Below are 14,447 nucleotides of genomic sequence, written 5' to 3' on the forward strand. Positions count from 1 at the left end.
TCACCTTGCTCAGCGGTACCACAGCACGATGCCGGGGAAGACCAGGAACAGCACCAGCAGGCCCAGCAGGGTGAAATAGAAGGGCAGCAGGCTCTTGACCAGGCTCTCCATCCCCACCTTGCCCACGCCGCAGCCGACATAGAGCACCGTGCCCACCGGCGGGGTGATCAGCCCGATACCGAGGACGAAGGACATCAGCACGCCGAAGTAGACCGGATCGATGCCCAGCTTGACCACCACCGGCGTCATCAGCGGTGCCAGGATCACCATGGCCGGGGTCAGATCCATGAAGAAGCCCACCACCAGCAGGAAGGCCGCGAGGATCAGCAGCAGCAGGAAGCGATTGTCGGTCAGCGCCGAGAGGGTCACCACCAGTTGTTGCGGAATCATGTTGGCGGTCAGCAGCCACGCCAGCACGCTGGCGAAGGCGAGCAGCAGCATCACCACGCCGGTCAGTTTGCCGGTGGTGATACAGAGCTGGAAGAAGCGCTTGAGGGTGAGGCTGCGGTAGATCACGAACGACACCACGAAGGCGTAGACCAGCGCGATTGCCGCGCTCTCGGTGGGCGTGAAGACCCCCGAGAGAATGCCGCCGACGATGATCACCGGCAGCAGCAGGGCGAGGGCGGCATCCTTCAGCGCGCTACCCAGCTCCGGCAGCGAGAAGGGCTGGCCGCGGCCGTTCTTGCGCGACTGCACGTAAGTGGTCACCGCCAGCCCCAGGGTGATCAGGATGCCGGGCACGATACCCGCCATGAACAGCGCCGAGATCGAGGTGTTGGTGACCACACCGAACAGGATCATCGGGATCGAGGGCGGAATGATGATCCCCACCACCGAGGCCGCGACCACGATCGCCGTGGCCAGCGGCCCGCTGTAGCGGTGGCGCTTCATCGGTTCGATCATCATGCTGCCGACGGCGGAGGCGTCGGCCACCGCCGAGCCGCTGATGCCGCCGAAGAACATCGAGGTCAGCACCGCGACCTGGCCCAGACCGCCGGCGACGAAGCCGACCAGGGCACTGGCCAGGCGCACAAGTCGGGTGGCGATACCGCCCTCGCTCATCACCTCGCCGACCAGGATGAACAGCGGGATCGCCAGCAGCGGGAAGGAGTCGAGCCCGTTGACCGCCTGCGCCACGATCGGCGACAGCGCATAGTCCGACTCGAAGAAGATGAACAGGGTGATCGCGGCGAGGCCGAACGAGATCGGCATGCCGATGACGATACAGATCGCCAGACCGACGAGAATGCTCCAGAGAATCATGGTGTTTTTCCTCGCAGCAGGGCGACGAGCGCAACGCTGTTGGCGATCAGGGTGAGGATCGCCATCACCGGCATGGCGCTGTAGAGGAAGGTCTGCGGAATGCCCAGCATTGGCGTGGCGCTGGTGTAGCCCGAGATCAGGTCGCGGAAGCCGAGCAGGATGCAGATGCAGACGATATAGATCACCGCGATGGCGAGCAGCGAGGCGGCGCGCTTGAGCGCGGTCGGTGCCTTGTCGCGGAAGAAGGTCACCGCGACGTGCTCGTTACCGAGACTGCCGACGCCGGCGCCCAGCAGCACCAGCCAGATGAACAGCACCCGGGACATCTCTTCGGCCCAGGTGTAGGAGTAGTTGAGCACGTAGCGGCCGAAGACGTTGGCGGTGACGCAGAAGACGACACCCAGCACGAGCAGGCCGACGGCGATCTCCAGGGTCAGCTTGAGCCACCCCAGCACGCCGCGTGCAGTGGACGAGGAAGCGGTCATCGCGCTCTCCGAGCAAGAGGGGGCGTGACGGCCAGGCCGGCACGCCCCCGACAATGAGGCGCGGCCGGCGCGTCGGGCGGCGGCCGCGGTGGGTGGGATTACTGGGCCGAGGAGGCGGCCTGGCGGATGCTGTCGATCAGGTCACCGCCGATCTTGTCGCGCCAGTCGGCGTAGACCGGCTCCAGCTTGTCCTGGAAGACCTTGACCTGGGCCGGCGTCAGCTCGGTGATCTGCATGCCTTCGTCGGCGAGCTCCTGCTTGATCTGGTCGTTCATGCTGCGGCTGACGTGGCGCTCGTAGTCGCCCATCTGCTTGGCGGCATCACGCAGCAGCTGCTGGTAGTCGGCCGGCAGGCGATTCCAGAAGCGCTCGGAGACCAGCGTGATGAAGGGCGTGTAGACGTGGTTGGTCTCGGTGGCGTACTGCTGCACCTCGTTGAACTTGGAGGATTTGATGGTGATCCAGGGGTTCTCCTGGCCATCGACCACGTGCTGCTCGAGAGCGGTGAAAAGCTCGGCGAACGACATCGGCGTCGGGTTGGCACCCAGGGTGCGCCAGATATCCAGATGGATCGGGTTCTGCATGGTGCGGATCTTGAGACCCTCGAGATCCGCCGGCTTGGAGACCGGACGCTTGCTGTTGGTCAGCTGGCGGTAGCCGTTCTCCGACCAGCCGATCGCCACCAGGCCCTTGGTCGATGCTTCCTTCAGCATGCGCTGACCGATCTCGCCGTCGAGTACCTTGTCGGCCACTTCCGGCTTGGGAAACAGGAACGGCAGGTCGAATACCGCGAACTGCGGGAACATGTTGACCATCGGTGAAGTCGAGGGCGAGGTCATCTCCAGGGTGCCGGCCTGCAGTGCACTCACCGACTGCAGGTCATCGCCCAGCTGGGCGCTGTGGAACATCTGCACCTGGATATGGCCGTCGCTGCGCTTTTCGACGATCTTCTTGAAGTACTCCAGACCACGGTACTGGGCGCTGGACTGGGTCAGGCCGATGTTGAACTTGAGGCTGTAGTCCTTGCCGTTGCCCTGGACGACATCGCCCTTGACCTCGGGCAGCGGCGGCATTTCGGTGGCGGCCGCGGCTGACAGGCTGCCCAGGCCGAGCACGCCGGCGGTCAGCAGCGACACCAGCGAGCGGCGCAGCGGCAGGGTACGTGGGGAACGTGTGGTTGTTTTCATCTTCGGCTCCAGAGCGTGTGGGCTGATGGACTGGGGCAGGGCGGCGCCATCTTGTTGTGGCTTGTCGATGGCGTCCGCGCCCGCCGGGGGACGGCGCTAGGCTGACTGCCAGGCGCTGCCGTCGGGGTAGCGGTGGGCCGCGAGCGACGCCGCCTTCATGGTCACCCCGTAACCCGGGGCATCCGGTACCCGGTAGTGGCCGCGATGGATCTGCACCGGGGCCTCGAAGTGTTCGTGCAGGTGGTCGACGTACTCGAGCAGACGACCCTCCAACGAGCCGGAGACCGCGATGTAGTCGAACATCGAGATGTGCTGGGTGTACTCGCACAGGCCCACGCCGCCGCCGTGAGGGCAGACCGGGATGCCGTACTTGGCCGCCAGCAGCAGCACCACCAGCACTTCGTTGAGGCCGCCCAGGCGGGCGGCATCGAGCTGGCAGAAGTCGAGCGCTTCGGCCTGGAACAGCTGCTTGAACATCACCCGGTTATGGCAGTGCTCGCCGGTGGCGACACCGATCGGGGCCAGGCGGTGGCGGATCTCGGCGTGGCCGAGAATGTCGTCGGGGCTGGTCGGCTCCTCGATCCAGTGCGGATCGAACTCGGCCAGCCGGCGCATGTTGGCGACCGCCTCGTCGACGTCCCACATCTGGTTGGCATCCATCATCAGGGTGCACTCGGGGCCGATCTCCTCGCGCAGGATGCGAGCGCGGGTGCGATCCTCCTCGATGTCGCCACCCACCTTCTGCTTGAAGTGGCGCCAGCCTTCGTCCAGCGCCTCGCGGCAGAGCTTGCGCATCTTCTCTTCCGAGTAGCCCAGCCAGCCCGCCGAGGTGGTGTAGCCGGGGTAGCCGTGCTCGCGCAGCTGGGCCACACGCTCGGCCTTGGTCGGCGCCTGGCGACGCAGCAGGGCGATCGCCTCCTCCGGGGTCAGGGCATCGCTGACGAAGCGGAAGTCGAGGCACTGGACCAGCGCCTCCGGGGTCATGTCGGCGAGCAACTGCCACACCGGCTTGCCCTCGCGCTTGGCCCACAGATCCCACACCGCGTTGATCATCGCCGCGCAGGCCAGATGGATGACGCCTTTCTCCGGCCCCAGCCAGCGCAGCTGGCTGTCGCCGCTGGTCAGGTCGCGCCAGAAGGCGCCCATGTCGGCGGTGATCTCCTCGAGGGCACGGCCCTCCAGGCGCGAGGCCAGGGAGTTGACCGCTGCGACGCAGATCTCGTTGCCGCGACCGATGGTGAAGGTGAGTCCGTGACCGCTGATCCCGTCGTCCGCGTCGGTGTGCAGGATGACGTAGGTGGCCGAATAGTCCGGTGCCGCGTTCATCGCGTCCGAGCCGTCGAGCTCGCGCGAGGTGGGAAAGCGGATGTCCTGGGCTTCGACACGCTGAATGATCGTCATGGGGCGCGGATTTCCTTATGGCTTACGACACGAAATAGGTCGCGCTATTGTCGGGTGATTGCGCCAATTTTCAGCCATCAATCGATGGCCTAGGTGGCGATTTAGGACAGCCTAAAGGAGCGGTGAGGCCTCGAATAATCGTTTTTTTTGCAACTGCTATAACCCGGGGTTATTGTCTTTGACCAAAGAATAAAGGCAGGGATGAGCATGTCCCACGATAGTCGAATTCACATCAAGAGCTGGTTGCGTATCAAGCACCTGGTGCTGCTGGTAACTCTCGACGAAAGTCGTAGTCTTCACGCCACCGCGCGGCATATGAACATGAGCCAACCCGCCGCCAGCAAGATGCTCAAGGACATTGAAACCTTCTTCGGCATGGCGCTGTTCTTGCGCCAGCCCCGGCAGATGGCCTTGACCAGCGGCGGCCGCCTGCTGGTGCGCTATGCGCGCAGCATTCTCAACGACACCGACCGCCTGATCGACGACCTGATCTCGCTGCGCGAGGGCGGCCACGGCAAACTGGTGATCGGCAGCGTGCCGGGTGCGGCACCGGTGCTGCTGCCGCAGGCGATCATCCAGCTCAAGCACGAGCGTCCGCAGCTGGCGGTGAGCGTTCACGAGAACTCCAGCGACCGTCTCCTGGCCGATCTCGAGTACAAGCGGCTCGACGTGGTGCTGGGACGCTTCACCGAGCCCGCCCAGCACCATCTGTTCGACTTCCTGCCGCTGCAGGCCGAGCCGGTCTCGATCGTGGTACGTGCCGGCCACCCGCTGTGCCAGCACACCCCGACCCTGGCCGAGGTGGTGCGCTGGCCGTGGGTGATGCACCCCACCTCCAGCCCCATGCGCGGCCTCTTCGAAGTCGCCCTGGCGGAGGCCGAGGTGCGCTCGCCGCGCAATGTGATCGAGACCACGTCGACCCAGACCACGCTGCAGCTGGTCAGCGCCTCGGATGCCATTGCGCTGCTGCCCACCTCGGTGCTGCGCACGACCCTCTCGGCCGGGCGCTTCGCCGCGCTGCCGCTGACCATCGGCGAGCCGCTGGGCTACTACGGGGTGATGACGCGCAAGGGCGAGGAGCGTGCCGAGGTGGTGGATGCCTTCATCGCGCTGCTGATGACCCGTTCCGAGGTCTGAACGCTGCCATCATCCCCCCCCGTCGCCGGCAGGTCACCGGCGGCGGGGAGGGCGCGATGCCCGGGTGGGGCAGTGGCAGTTCGGGGCGGTAGGCGCGCTCAGCGCCGGGCGAGGTGGGCGATCAGGCTGCGGATGCCGAAGGTCCAGGGCGGCAACTGGTCGCTGCGCGCGACCACGTTGCTCAGCCGCCCCAGTCTGGGCGTGGCGATGTCGACCCGGTCGCCCAGGTGGTGGGTGAAGCCCTGGCCCACGCCGTCGCGATCCTGGATCGGCGAGAACATGGTGCCGAGGAAGAGCATGAAGCCGTCCGGATACTGGTGATGCGCGCCACGGGTCTGGCTCACCAGGTCGAGCGGGTCGCGGCTGATCTCGCGCATGTCGCTGTCGCCTTCGAGCACGAAACCATCGTCATGCCCCTCGATACGCAGCGAGACCTGCGCCTGGCGCACGTCGTCGATGCCGAAGTGGGCGTCGAACAGGCGGATGAACGGGCCGATGGCGCAGGAGGCGTTGTTGTCCTTGGCCTTGCCCAGCAGCAGTGCACTGCGCCCCTCGACATCGCGCAGGTTGACGTCGTTGCCCAGGCTGGCGCCGCGCACCTGACCCTGGGCGTCCACCGCGAGCACGATCTCCGGCTCCGGGTTGTTCCACTGCGAGGCGGGGTGCAGACCGACCCGGGCGCCGTGTCCCACCGCGGAGAGCGGCTGCGCCTTGGAGAAGACCTCGGCGTCGGGGCCGATGCCCACCTCCATGTATTGCGACCAGGCCCCCCGCGCCTGCAGCTCGCGCTTGAGTGTCATCGCCTCTTCCGAGCCGGGCTGGATGCGTGACAGATCGCTGCCGATCAGCGTCTGAATCTCACGGCGCAGCTCGGCGGCGCGGTTGAGATCGCCGCCGGCCTGCTCCTCGATCACCCGTTCCAGCAGGCTGACGGCGAAGGTCACGCCGCAGGCCTTGATCGCCTGGACGTCGCAGGGGGCGAGCAGATAGGGGGCCACCGGCTCGACCTCGGCGCTATTGGCCAGCACCGTCGCCAGCGGGGCGATCAGCGGGGCCTCGGCGTCGCGCACCAGGCCGGCGGCGTCGGGGTGTTCGAGCAGGTCGGCCATGGTGGCGACATGCGCGGAGAGATCGACCAGGCTATCGCCACGCACGGCGACGATGGCCGGGCCTCCGCGCTGCGGGTCGTCGCCCAGCCAGGCGCGCCCTACCAGCAGCGCGCGGTCGGCGTCCTCGGGCAGGCAGTCGAGTGACTCGGGCAGGCGGTCGGATCCTTGGGATTGCGTCATGGTTGAACCAGCTCTCGATGATCATGGGTGACTGAACGCCGGCACGCACAGGGCGCGAGCACGGCGCGGGCACGGCGCGGGCAAAGCGTCGTGTGGCGGCCGGCGGCTCAGCCGAACGCTGTGGTGCCGGCCAGCGATGAGCGTGCCACCGCCTGGCGCATCGCCGCCACCACGTCCTCGGGCAGCGGGATACCGTCGGCGAGATAGTCGCGCCGCCGCGCCAGGCCGGATTGACCGGGCAGGCGCACCGGGTGCTCGGCGTCGCGCGGGCGTGCCTCGCGGCAGCGTCGGGCGAGATGGTCGGTCTCGTCGAGGAACGCATCCGTACCGCCGAAGCGCGCCGGGTCGATCACCATCACCATCACCGAGGCGCCCCAGGTGGTGGGGCCATCCTTGCGCCCGAAGCCGGCCAGGGCCGAGGTCAGCGCCTCCACCATCAGCCCCAGGGCGAAGCCCTTGTGGCCGAAGGCCAGCTCGCCCAGCGGCAGAATGCTGCCGCCCGGCTCGGCGAAGTAGTCGGCGGGATCGTCGCTTACCTTGCCGTGTCCGGAGAGGATCGCCGGATGCGCCAGGCGCCCACCGGCGGCATGGGTCTTGCCCACGGTGCCGTTGGTGATGGTCGACATACTGACATCGATCAGCAGCGGCTGCTCGCGGCCGGGGATGCCGGCGGCCAGCGGGTTGGGGGTGTAGACCCGGTCGAGACCGCCGAACGGCGCCACCGAAGCCACCGCCGGGTCCGAACTCAGGATCAGCGGCACCAGATTGGCTTCCACCAGCGGCTGCAGGTAGGCCGCCAGGCAGGCGATATGGTGCGAGCGCTTGAGGCTGACCATGCCCAGGCCGAAGGTGGCCGCGGCCTCACGGCAGTGATCGAGGGCTCGCTGCACCAGGTAGGGGCCGAGCAGATAGTGGCCGTCGAACAGCGCCGCCACCGGCGTGTTCTCATGAATCTCCAGCACCCCGGGGTCGCCGCTGGCATTGCCGGCGGCGAGATCCTTGAGGTAGCCGTCGGCCAGCTTCACCCCGTGGGTGTGGTGGCCGAGCAGATCCCCCTCTACCAGTATCCTGGCGGTGGTCTCGGCGACCTCCTGCTGCGCCCCCGCCTCGCGGAACAGGGCACTCAGGGTGGTGCGCAGGGTAGCGGCGTCATAGCGGGTCATGTCTTTTCTCCGGCGGAGGCGGGGCGGCGCAGGCGGCGGAACTGCTTGATCAGCGTCGGCAGCAGCCAGATCAGGATCACCAGCGCGCCGAGGGCGGCGCTGATCGGACGCTCGAAGAAGGCGAAAAGATTCCCCCCCGACTTGAGCATCGAACTCATGAAGCTGTTCTCCAGCGTGCCGCCCAGTACCAGCCCCAGAATCGCCGGCGCCATGGGGAAGTCGTTGCGCGCCAGCATGAAGGCGACCAGGCCGATGACCAGCATGATCCAGATATCGGTGACCGAGTTGTTGATGGCGAAGGCGCCGACGATGCAGAAGGTGAAGATCACCGGCATCAGCATCTTGCGCGGGGTCAGGATGAAGATCTTGGAGGCGCGAATCGCCAGATAGCCCAGCGGCAGCATCATCAGGTTGGCGACGAAGAACACCGTGAACAGGGCGTAGACCTGGCTGCCGCCGTTCATGAAGATGGTCGGCCCCGGGTTCATGCCCTTCATGTAGAGCACGCCGATGACGATGGCGGTAATGGTGTCGCCGGGGATGCCGAACACCAGTGCCGGCACCCAGGCGCCGCTGATACCGGAGTTGTTGGCCGAGCTGGCATCGACGATCCCTTCGATATGGCCGGTGCCATACTTCTCTTTCTCCTGGGAGCGACTCTTGCCCAGCGCATAGGCGATCCAGGCGGCGATATCGGCGCCTGCCCCCGGCAGCGCGCCGATCAGCGTGCCCAGCGCACTGCCGCGCAGCATGTTGCGCCAGTAGCGGCGCAGGGTGGCGGGGGCCTGGCGGAACACGCTGTCCTTGGCCATCGCCGGCACGCTGCGGGCCTCGTTACGCGAGCCGTAGAACAGCATGATCTCGTTGAGCGCGAACATGCCGATCATCACCGGGATGAAGTTGACCCCGGCCATCAGGTCGGGCACCCCGAAGGTGAAGCGCGGCGCGCCGCTCATCATGTCGAGGCCCACGGTGGAGAGCAGAAGGCCCACGGTGAGCGAGAGAAACGCCTTCAGCCGCGAGCCGATGGCGATGAAGATCGAGCAGCTCAGACCCAGCAGGGCCAGCCAGAAGTACTCGAAGGAGCTGAAGTTGAGCGCCACCTCGGCCAGCGAGGGCGACACGAACACCAGCACCAGGGTGCCGAACAGGCCGCCGAACACCGAGCACAGCAGGTTGGTGCCCAGGGTTTCGCGGGCCCGGCCCTGACGCGCCAGGCGGTACGACTCGCCGACATAGGCGGCGGAGGCGGGGGTGCCGGGAATGTTGAGATAGGTGCCGGGAATGTCACCGGCGAAGATCGCCATCGCCGAGGTCGCGACGATCGCCGCGATCGCCGGCGTGGCGTCCATGTAGAAGGTGATCGGCACCAGCAGGGCCACCGCCATGGTGGCGGTGAGGCCGGGAATGGCGCCGACGAAGAGCCCGAACACGGCCGCCGCGACGATCACCAGCAGCGTCTGGGCGTTGAACACCATGGCCAGGCCTTGCACAAAGGTTTCCATGAGCGATTACCCGATCCAGGCCAGACTTTGCGGGAGCAGGACGCCCTCCGGCAGTGGAATCAGCAGATAGCGCGAGAACAGCAGGGTGACGATGAGCGACACCACCAGGGCGACGCCCAGTGCCAGCCACCACTTCGCCCCGCGTATCAGCATCAGTAGCCACATCGAGAGCAGCATGCAGAGCCCGGCGCCGAGGGTCTCGGCCGCCAGGATGTAGAACACGATCAGGGCGCAGGGCACCAAGGAGAGCGCCAGCCCGCGGTAGTCGTAGCGCGAGAGCCCCGGGTCCTCGGGCGCGTGCCGCCGGGCGGCGAGCACGCGGACCTGGCTCAGTGCCAGCAGCGCGCCGCCGATCAGCATCCCCCCGCCGATCAGCGAGGGGAACAGCGACGGCCCGTACTGCAGCGAGGGCATGGTGGGGTAGGTCTGGGCCACGGCGATCACCACGCCGCCGCCGATGGCAAAGGCCAGACCCAGGAGAAAGTCTCTCATCGTGCGACTCCCGCGGGCTGCGCCCTCACTTGGCCAGGCCGACCTGTTTCACGATCTCGCCGAAGCGCTGATCCTGCTCGGCCATGAACTTGCCGAAGTCATCGGCGCCGCGCCACTCGGTGCCGAAGCCCTGCTTGGCCATGAAGTTCTGGTAGGTGTCGCTCTGGTAGGCCGCCTCGACCGCCTTCTCCAGTGTCTCGACCACGGCCGGGTCCATGCCCTTGGGACCGGCGATACCACGCCACTCACCGATGGTGTAGTCGCTGCCGATCGCCTCCTTCAGCGTGGGCACGTCGGGGAAGCTCGCGAGCCGCTCCGGTGCCATGATCGCCAGGCTCTTGACCTTGCCCGCCTCGATCATCGCACGCCCCTCGGGCACCGAGCTGGGCACGATATCGATACTGCCCGCCGCCATCTCGGTCATCGCCGGTGCCGCACCCTGGCTGGGAATCCAGGTCACCCGGTCGGCGTCCATGCCCTGGTCGAGCAGCAGCCCGGCGAAGGCCAGATGCCACACGCCGCCCTGGCCGGTGCCGGAGGCGTTGTAGGTGCCCTTGGGCTCGTCCTTGACCTTGTCGAGCAGGGTCTTTACCGAATCGAAGGGGCCGTCGGCGGCGACCTGGATGCCGGCGTAGTCGTAATTGATCTGGGCGATCGGGGTGTAGTCGGCATAGGTGAGCTGGGTCAGGCCCTGCCAGTGCATCATGTTGATCTCACCGGTGATCAGGCCGAGGGTGTAGCCGTCCGGCTTGGCCATGGCGATGGCGGTATGCCCGACCACGCCGCTACCGCCGGTGCGGTTGACCACATTGACGGTCTGGCCGAGCTCTTTCTCCAGCGCCGTGGCGATGGTGCGTGCGGTGGCATCGGTGCCGCCCCCCGCCGCCCAAGGCACGATCAGTGTGATCGGCTTTTCGGGATAGTCGGCCAGTGCCGGCAGGGGCAGAACCAGGGCGGCGCCGAGCAGGCCGAGGCAGAAGCGTTTCGCGGTCGTCGAGATCATGGCGGTGTCTCCGGAGTGACGTATCGTTTTGTTTATCGTTGTGTGGGGCGTCGTTGTGTCGATCGCCGTCTTGCTCAGGGAGTGGTTGTGGGCTTGGCCGCTTGACACGCAACGGGCCTTTAGCGGGTGAAGCACACGGCGCCTGCCGAGCCTTCCCTATCGGTGCCAGATGCGTCGGAATCGGCACTGATATCGGGTGAATGACGCTCTGTCCGGGCTCATCAAGTGTCGTGCTTTTCGTCCTCGACGCTATGACGAATGAACATTGAGTGCAATATTCGTGTTGGCTAGACATTGGTCGAGTGCACCTGCCGATGGGGCCAGAAGCTGTCACCATGGCCGCCGGTGAGTCCGTAAGAACATCCGCCGGGTTGGCTGCCTAGCCTAGCGTGATTCGCGGGTGGGGTATTTGCGCCGAAAGTCTATGTTGTACTTATTGGTAGTATGTTCAACATAGTCGGTATGAGTGTCTATTGCTGCACGTGCTGGGGCGGGGGGGCTGGGCCGCCTGGCCGTCGGCCGGTAGCGAGCCCGAACCCGCTTGGCTGTTTAACGAGCCCGAACCCGCTCGGCTGTCTAGCGAGCCCGAATCCGCTCGGTCGTTCATCGAGCCCAAGCAATGCCGAGGAGAGCAAAGACGATGCGCCTGATTCAATGTCGCCACGATGGACGACTGACGGTGGGCCTGGTGGTCAACGCCGGGAGCGTGCAGGTGGTGGCCGCGGAGGAGGGGGTCTACGGCCTGGCGCGGCAGGCGATCGCCGAAGGGCGCCCGCTGAGTGAGGTGGTCGAGGCGGCGCTGACCGAGACCCGGCTAGACTACGCCGCGCTGGTCGACAACGGCGAGCTGCTGCCGCCGCTGACCCACCCCGACCCGGCCCACTGGCTGGTGACCGGCACCGGACTGACTCACCTCGGCAGTGCCGATACACGCTCGGCCATGCACGCCGCGACCCTGGTCGATGAGAGCACCCTGACCGACTCCATGCGCATGTTCCGCATGGGCGTGGAGGCGGGCAAGCCGGCCGCCGGTGAGGTAGGGCCGCAGCCGGAGTGGTTCTACAAGGGCGACGGCGACTGCGTGGTGGCGCCCGAGGCGGCGCTGCGCTCGCCGAGCTTCGCCCAGGATGCCGGCGAGGAGCCGGAACTGGCCGGGCTCTACGTGATTGGCGACGACGGCACCCCATGGCGGGTCGGCTACGCCGTCGGTAACGAGTTCTCCGATCATGTCACCGAGCGCTTCAACTACCTGTGGCTCGCCCACTCCAAGCTGCGTGCCTGCAGCTATGGCCCGGAGCTGCTGGTGGGCGAGCTGCCCGAGCACCTCGAGGGCACCAGCCGCATCGTGCGCGATGGCCAGACGCTGTGGGAAAAGCCCTTCCTGACCGGTGAGGCCAACATGGCCCACAGCCTGGCCAATCTGGAGCACCACCACTTCAAGTACCGCAACTTCCGCCGCCCGGGCGACGTCCACGTGCACTTTTTCGGTACCGCCACGCTGAGCTTCGCCGACCAGGTGAGGGTCGAGCCGGGCGACCGCTACGAAATCGAGTTGCCGGCGCTGGGTCGGCCCCTGCGCAATACCCTGGAGCGCGATACGGAGTCGGACTATGCGGCGGCCAAGCCGCTATGAGCGCCGCCGCGCATCCCTGTGTCGCGATAGCCACCCTGGCATGTCGCCGTGCGCTGCGCGGCGACTCTCTGGAGCCCTGCGATGAGTGATTCCCCCAAGCGCCGTCGCGAGTCGCTGCGCTCGCGCTGGTGGTTCGACAACCCCGACCACGCCGGCACCACGGCGCTGTGTCTCGAGCGCTACATGAACTACGGCATCACCCTGGAGGAGCTGGCCGCGGGCAAGCCGATCATCGGCATCGCCCAGTCCGGCTCCGACCTGACGCCGTGCAACCGCCACCATCTCGAGCTGGTCGAGCGCACCAAGGCGGGTATCCGCGCCGCCGGCGGGGTGCCGTTCGAGTTCCCGCTGCATCCGATCCACGAGAATGTGCGCCGGCCCACCGCGGCACTGGACCGCAATCTTGCTTATCTCGGTCTGGTCGAGGTGCTGCACGGCTATCCGCTGGATGGCGTGGTGCTCACCACCGGCTGCGACAAGACCACGCCGGCCTGCCTGATGGCCGCGGCCACCGCTGACCTGCCGGCGATCGTGCTCTCCGGGGGGCCGATGCTCAACGGCTGGCGCGGTGCCGAGCGGGTCGGCTCCGGCACCATCGTGTGGGAGCTGCGCAAGCGTCTCACCACCGGCGAGATCGACTATCCCACCTTCCTCGCCCGGATCGCCGACTCGGCGCCGTCGGTGGGGCACTGCAACACCATGGGCACCGCCTCGACCATGAACTCCATGGCCGAGGTGCTCGGCATGAGCCTGCCCGGTTCGGCGATGATTCCGGCGCCCTACAAGGAGCGCCCGATGGTGGCCTACGCCACCGGGGCGCGGATCGTCGACATGGTGTGGGAGGACCTGCGCCCCAGTCTTATCCTCACCCGCGAGGCGTTCGAGAACGCCATCGTGGTGTGCTCGGCGTTGGGCGGGTCGAGCAACGCCCCGGTCCATATCAACGCCATCGCTCGCCATGCCGGCATCGAGCTGACCAACGACGACTGGCAGCGGCTCGGCCACGACGTGCCGCTGCTGGCCAACGTGATGCCGGCCGGCGCCTATCTGGGGGAGGAGTTCTTCCGCGCCGGTGGCGTGCCGGCGGTGATCCACGAGCTGCTGGGCGCGGGGCGCGTCCACGGCGAGGTGCTGACGGTGAACGGCCACACCCTCGCCGACAACTGCCGAGGGCACGAGACCCAGGATAGCGACGTGATCCGGCGCTACGCCGATCCGCTGGTGGCGGCGGCGGGTTTCATCAACCTCAAGGGCAACCTGTTCGACTCGGCGCTGATGAAGACCAGTGTCATCTCCGATGACTTTCGCCGTCGCTTTCTCTCCGACCCGGACGATCCCGACGCCTTCGAGGGACGGGTGGCGGTATTCGACGGCTCCGAGGATTATCACGCGCGGATCGACGATCCGACGCTGGGCATCGACGAGAAGACGATTCTGGTGATGCGTGGCGCCGGCCCGGTGGGGCATCCGGGGGGGGCCGAGGTGGTCAACATGCAGCCGCCGGAAGCGCTGCTGGCGCGCGGGATCGAGTCGCTGCCGTGCCTGGGGGACGGGCGCCAGTCGGGCACCTCGGGGTCGCCCTCGATTCTCAACGCCTCGCCGGAAGCGGCGGTGGGCGGCGGCCTGGCGCTGCTCGAGAGCGGCGACCGGGTGCGCATCGATCTGCGCCGCGGCGAGGCCAATCTGCTGGTCGATGACGCCGAGCTGGCGCGGCGGCGGGCAAGCCTCGAGGCGCGCGGCGGCTATCCCTACCGCGATCATCAGACGCCGTGGCAGGAGATCCAGCGCGGCATGGTCGAGCCGCTCGACCGCGGCATGACGCTGGCTCCGGCCACCAAGTACCGCGCCATCGCCTGGGACCTGCCGCGGGATAACCACTGATCGCG

12 protein-coding genes are annotated in these 14,447 nt (G+C 67.1%); 3 read left to right on the forward strand and 9 right to left on the reverse strand.

Annotated features, from left to right (window positions below; translation table 11 throughout):
- Positions 1-9: 9 nt before the first annotated feature.
- The 4 genes from DOM67_RS09750 to DOM67_RS09765 form a co-directional block, all read right to left on the reverse strand.
- On the reverse strand, positions 10-1,266 hold the full coding sequence (locus DOM67_RS09750; protein ID WP_110675452.1) for a TRAP transporter large permease: 1,257 nt from the start codon (positions 1,264-1,266) through the stop codon (positions 10-12).
- The gene (locus DOM67_RS09755) at positions 1,263-1,751 is read right to left on the reverse strand and encodes a TRAP transporter small permease (protein ID WP_110675453.1); all 489 of its coding nucleotides are present in this window, start codon (positions 1,749-1,751) and stop codon (positions 1,263-1,265) included. Before DOM67_RS09755 ends, DOM67_RS09750 begins: the two co-directional genes overlap by 4 nt.
- Before the next feature lie 98 nt (positions 1,752-1,849).
- Positions 1,850-2,938, reverse strand: coding sequence for a TRAP transporter substrate-binding protein (locus tag DOM67_RS09760; RefSeq protein WP_110675454.1), 1,089 nt, complete (start codon positions 2,936-2,938; stop codon positions 1,850-1,852).
- Between the two features lie 96 nt (positions 2,939-3,034).
- Positions 3,035-4,339, reverse strand: coding sequence for an enolase C-terminal domain-like protein (locus DOM67_RS09765; RefSeq protein ID WP_110675455.1), 1,305 nt, complete (start codon positions 4,337-4,339; stop codon positions 3,035-3,037).
- 207 nt (positions 4,340-4,546) lie between these two features.
- Here DOM67_RS09765 and DOM67_RS09770 point away from each other — a divergent pair, with 207 nt between their 5' ends.
- Positions 4,547-5,476, forward strand: coding sequence for a LysR substrate-binding domain-containing protein (locus DOM67_RS09770; protein ID WP_188115173.1), 930 nt, complete (start codon positions 4,547-4,549; stop codon positions 5,474-5,476).
- Positions 5,477-5,574: 98 nt separating this feature from the next.
- Here DOM67_RS09770 and DOM67_RS09775 read toward each other — a convergent pair whose 3' ends face one another.
- The 5 genes from DOM67_RS09775 to DOM67_RS09795 all read right to left on the reverse strand — a co-directional run bounded on the left by DOM67_RS09775 (position 5,575) and on the right by DOM67_RS09795 (position 10,928).
- Positions 5,575-6,765, reverse strand: coding sequence for a fumarylacetoacetate hydrolase family protein (locus DOM67_RS09775; RefSeq protein ID WP_110675457.1), 1,191 nt, complete (start codon positions 6,763-6,765; stop codon positions 5,575-5,577).
- 107 nt (positions 6,766-6,872) lie between these two features.
- On the reverse strand, positions 6,873-7,928 hold the full coding sequence (locus DOM67_RS09780; protein ID WP_110675458.1) for an Ldh family oxidoreductase: 1,056 nt from the start codon (positions 7,926-7,928) through the stop codon (positions 6,873-6,875).
- Positions 7,925-9,433: a tripartite tricarboxylate transporter permease gene (locus tag DOM67_RS09785; RefSeq protein ID WP_110675459.1), complete on the reverse strand. Its 1,509-nt coding sequence runs from the start codon at positions 9,431-9,433 to the stop codon at positions 7,925-7,927. Before DOM67_RS09785 ends, DOM67_RS09780 begins: the two co-directional genes overlap by 4 nt.
- 6 nt (positions 9,434-9,439) lie before the next feature.
- Positions 9,440-9,925 carry a tripartite tricarboxylate transporter TctB family protein gene (locus tag DOM67_RS09790; protein WP_110675460.1) on the reverse strand — a complete coding sequence of 162 codons (486 nt, stop codon included), beginning with the start codon at positions 9,923-9,925 and terminating at the stop codon, positions 9,440-9,442.
- Positions 9,926-9,950: 25 nt separating this feature from the next.
- Complete coding sequence (locus tag DOM67_RS09795) at positions 9,951-10,928, reverse strand: tripartite tricarboxylate transporter substrate binding protein (RefSeq protein ID WP_110675461.1); 978 nt, start codon at positions 10,926-10,928, stop codon at positions 9,951-9,953.
- Between the two features lie 640 nt (positions 10,929-11,568).
- Between DOM67_RS09795 and araD1 the strand changes: the two genes are divergently transcribed.
- Together araD1 and DOM67_RS09805 are read left to right on the forward strand one after the other, a co-directional pair.
- Positions 11,569-12,561 (forward strand): AraD1 family protein, encoded by a 993-nt coding sequence (araD1, locus tag DOM67_RS09800; RefSeq protein ID WP_110675462.1) that lies wholly within the window; start codon positions 11,569-11,571, stop codon positions 12,559-12,561.
- A gap of 81 nt (positions 12,562-12,642) precedes the next feature.
- Positions 12,643-14,442, forward strand: a complete 1,800-nt coding sequence (locus tag DOM67_RS09805; protein ID WP_110675463.1) for an IlvD/Edd family dehydratase — start codon at positions 12,643-12,645, stop codon at positions 14,440-14,442.
- Positions 14,443-14,447 lie beyond the last annotated feature (5 nt).

It is taken from the genome of Salinicola sp. RZ23 (assembly GCF_003206675.1).
Taxonomy (GTDB): domain Bacteria; phylum Pseudomonadota; class Gammaproteobacteria; order Pseudomonadales; family Halomonadaceae; genus Salinicola; species Salinicola endophyticus.

Coding starts and splice junctions, on each gene's coding strand:
- DOM67_RS09750 (WP_110675452.1), bottom strand. CDS start 1,266: ATGATTCTCTGGAGCATTCTCGTCGGTCTGGCGATCTGTATCGTCATC.
- DOM67_RS09755 (WP_110675453.1), bottom strand. CDS start 1,751: ATGACCGCTTCCTCGTCCACTGCACGCGGCGTGCTGGGGTGGCTCAAG.
- DOM67_RS09760 (WP_110675454.1), bottom strand. CDS start 2,938: ATGAAAACAACCACACGTTCCCCACGTACCCTGCCGCTGCGCCGCTCG.
- DOM67_RS09765 (WP_110675455.1), bottom strand. CDS start 4,339: ATGACGATCATTCAGCGTGTCGAAGCCCAGGACATCCGCTTTCCCACC.
- DOM67_RS09770 (WP_188115173.1), top strand. CDS start 4,547: ATGTCCCACGATAGTCGAATTCACATCAAGAGCTGGTTGCGTATCAAG.
- DOM67_RS09775 (WP_110675457.1), bottom strand. CDS start 6,765: ATGACGCAATCCCAAGGATCCGACCGCCTGCCCGAGTCACTCGACTGC.
- DOM67_RS09780 (WP_110675458.1), bottom strand. CDS start 7,928: ATGACCCGCTATGACGCCGCTACCCTGCGCACCACCCTGAGTGCCCTG.
- DOM67_RS09785 (WP_110675459.1), bottom strand. CDS start 9,433: ATGGAAACCTTTGTGCAAGGCCTGGCCATGGTGTTCAACGCCCAGACG.
- DOM67_RS09790 (WP_110675460.1), bottom strand. CDS start 9,925: ATGAGAGACTTTCTCCTGGGTCTGGCCTTTGCCATCGGCGGCGGCGTG.
- DOM67_RS09795 (WP_110675461.1), bottom strand. CDS start 10,928: ATGATCTCGACGACCGCGAAACGCTTCTGCCTCGGCCTGCTCGGCGCC.
- araD1 (WP_110675462.1), top strand. CDS start 11,569: ATGCGCCTGATTCAATGTCGCCACGATGGACGACTGACGGTGGGCCTG.
- DOM67_RS09805 (WP_110675463.1), top strand. CDS start 12,643: ATGAGTGATTCCCCCAAGCGCCGTCGCGAGTCGCTGCGCTCGCGCTGG.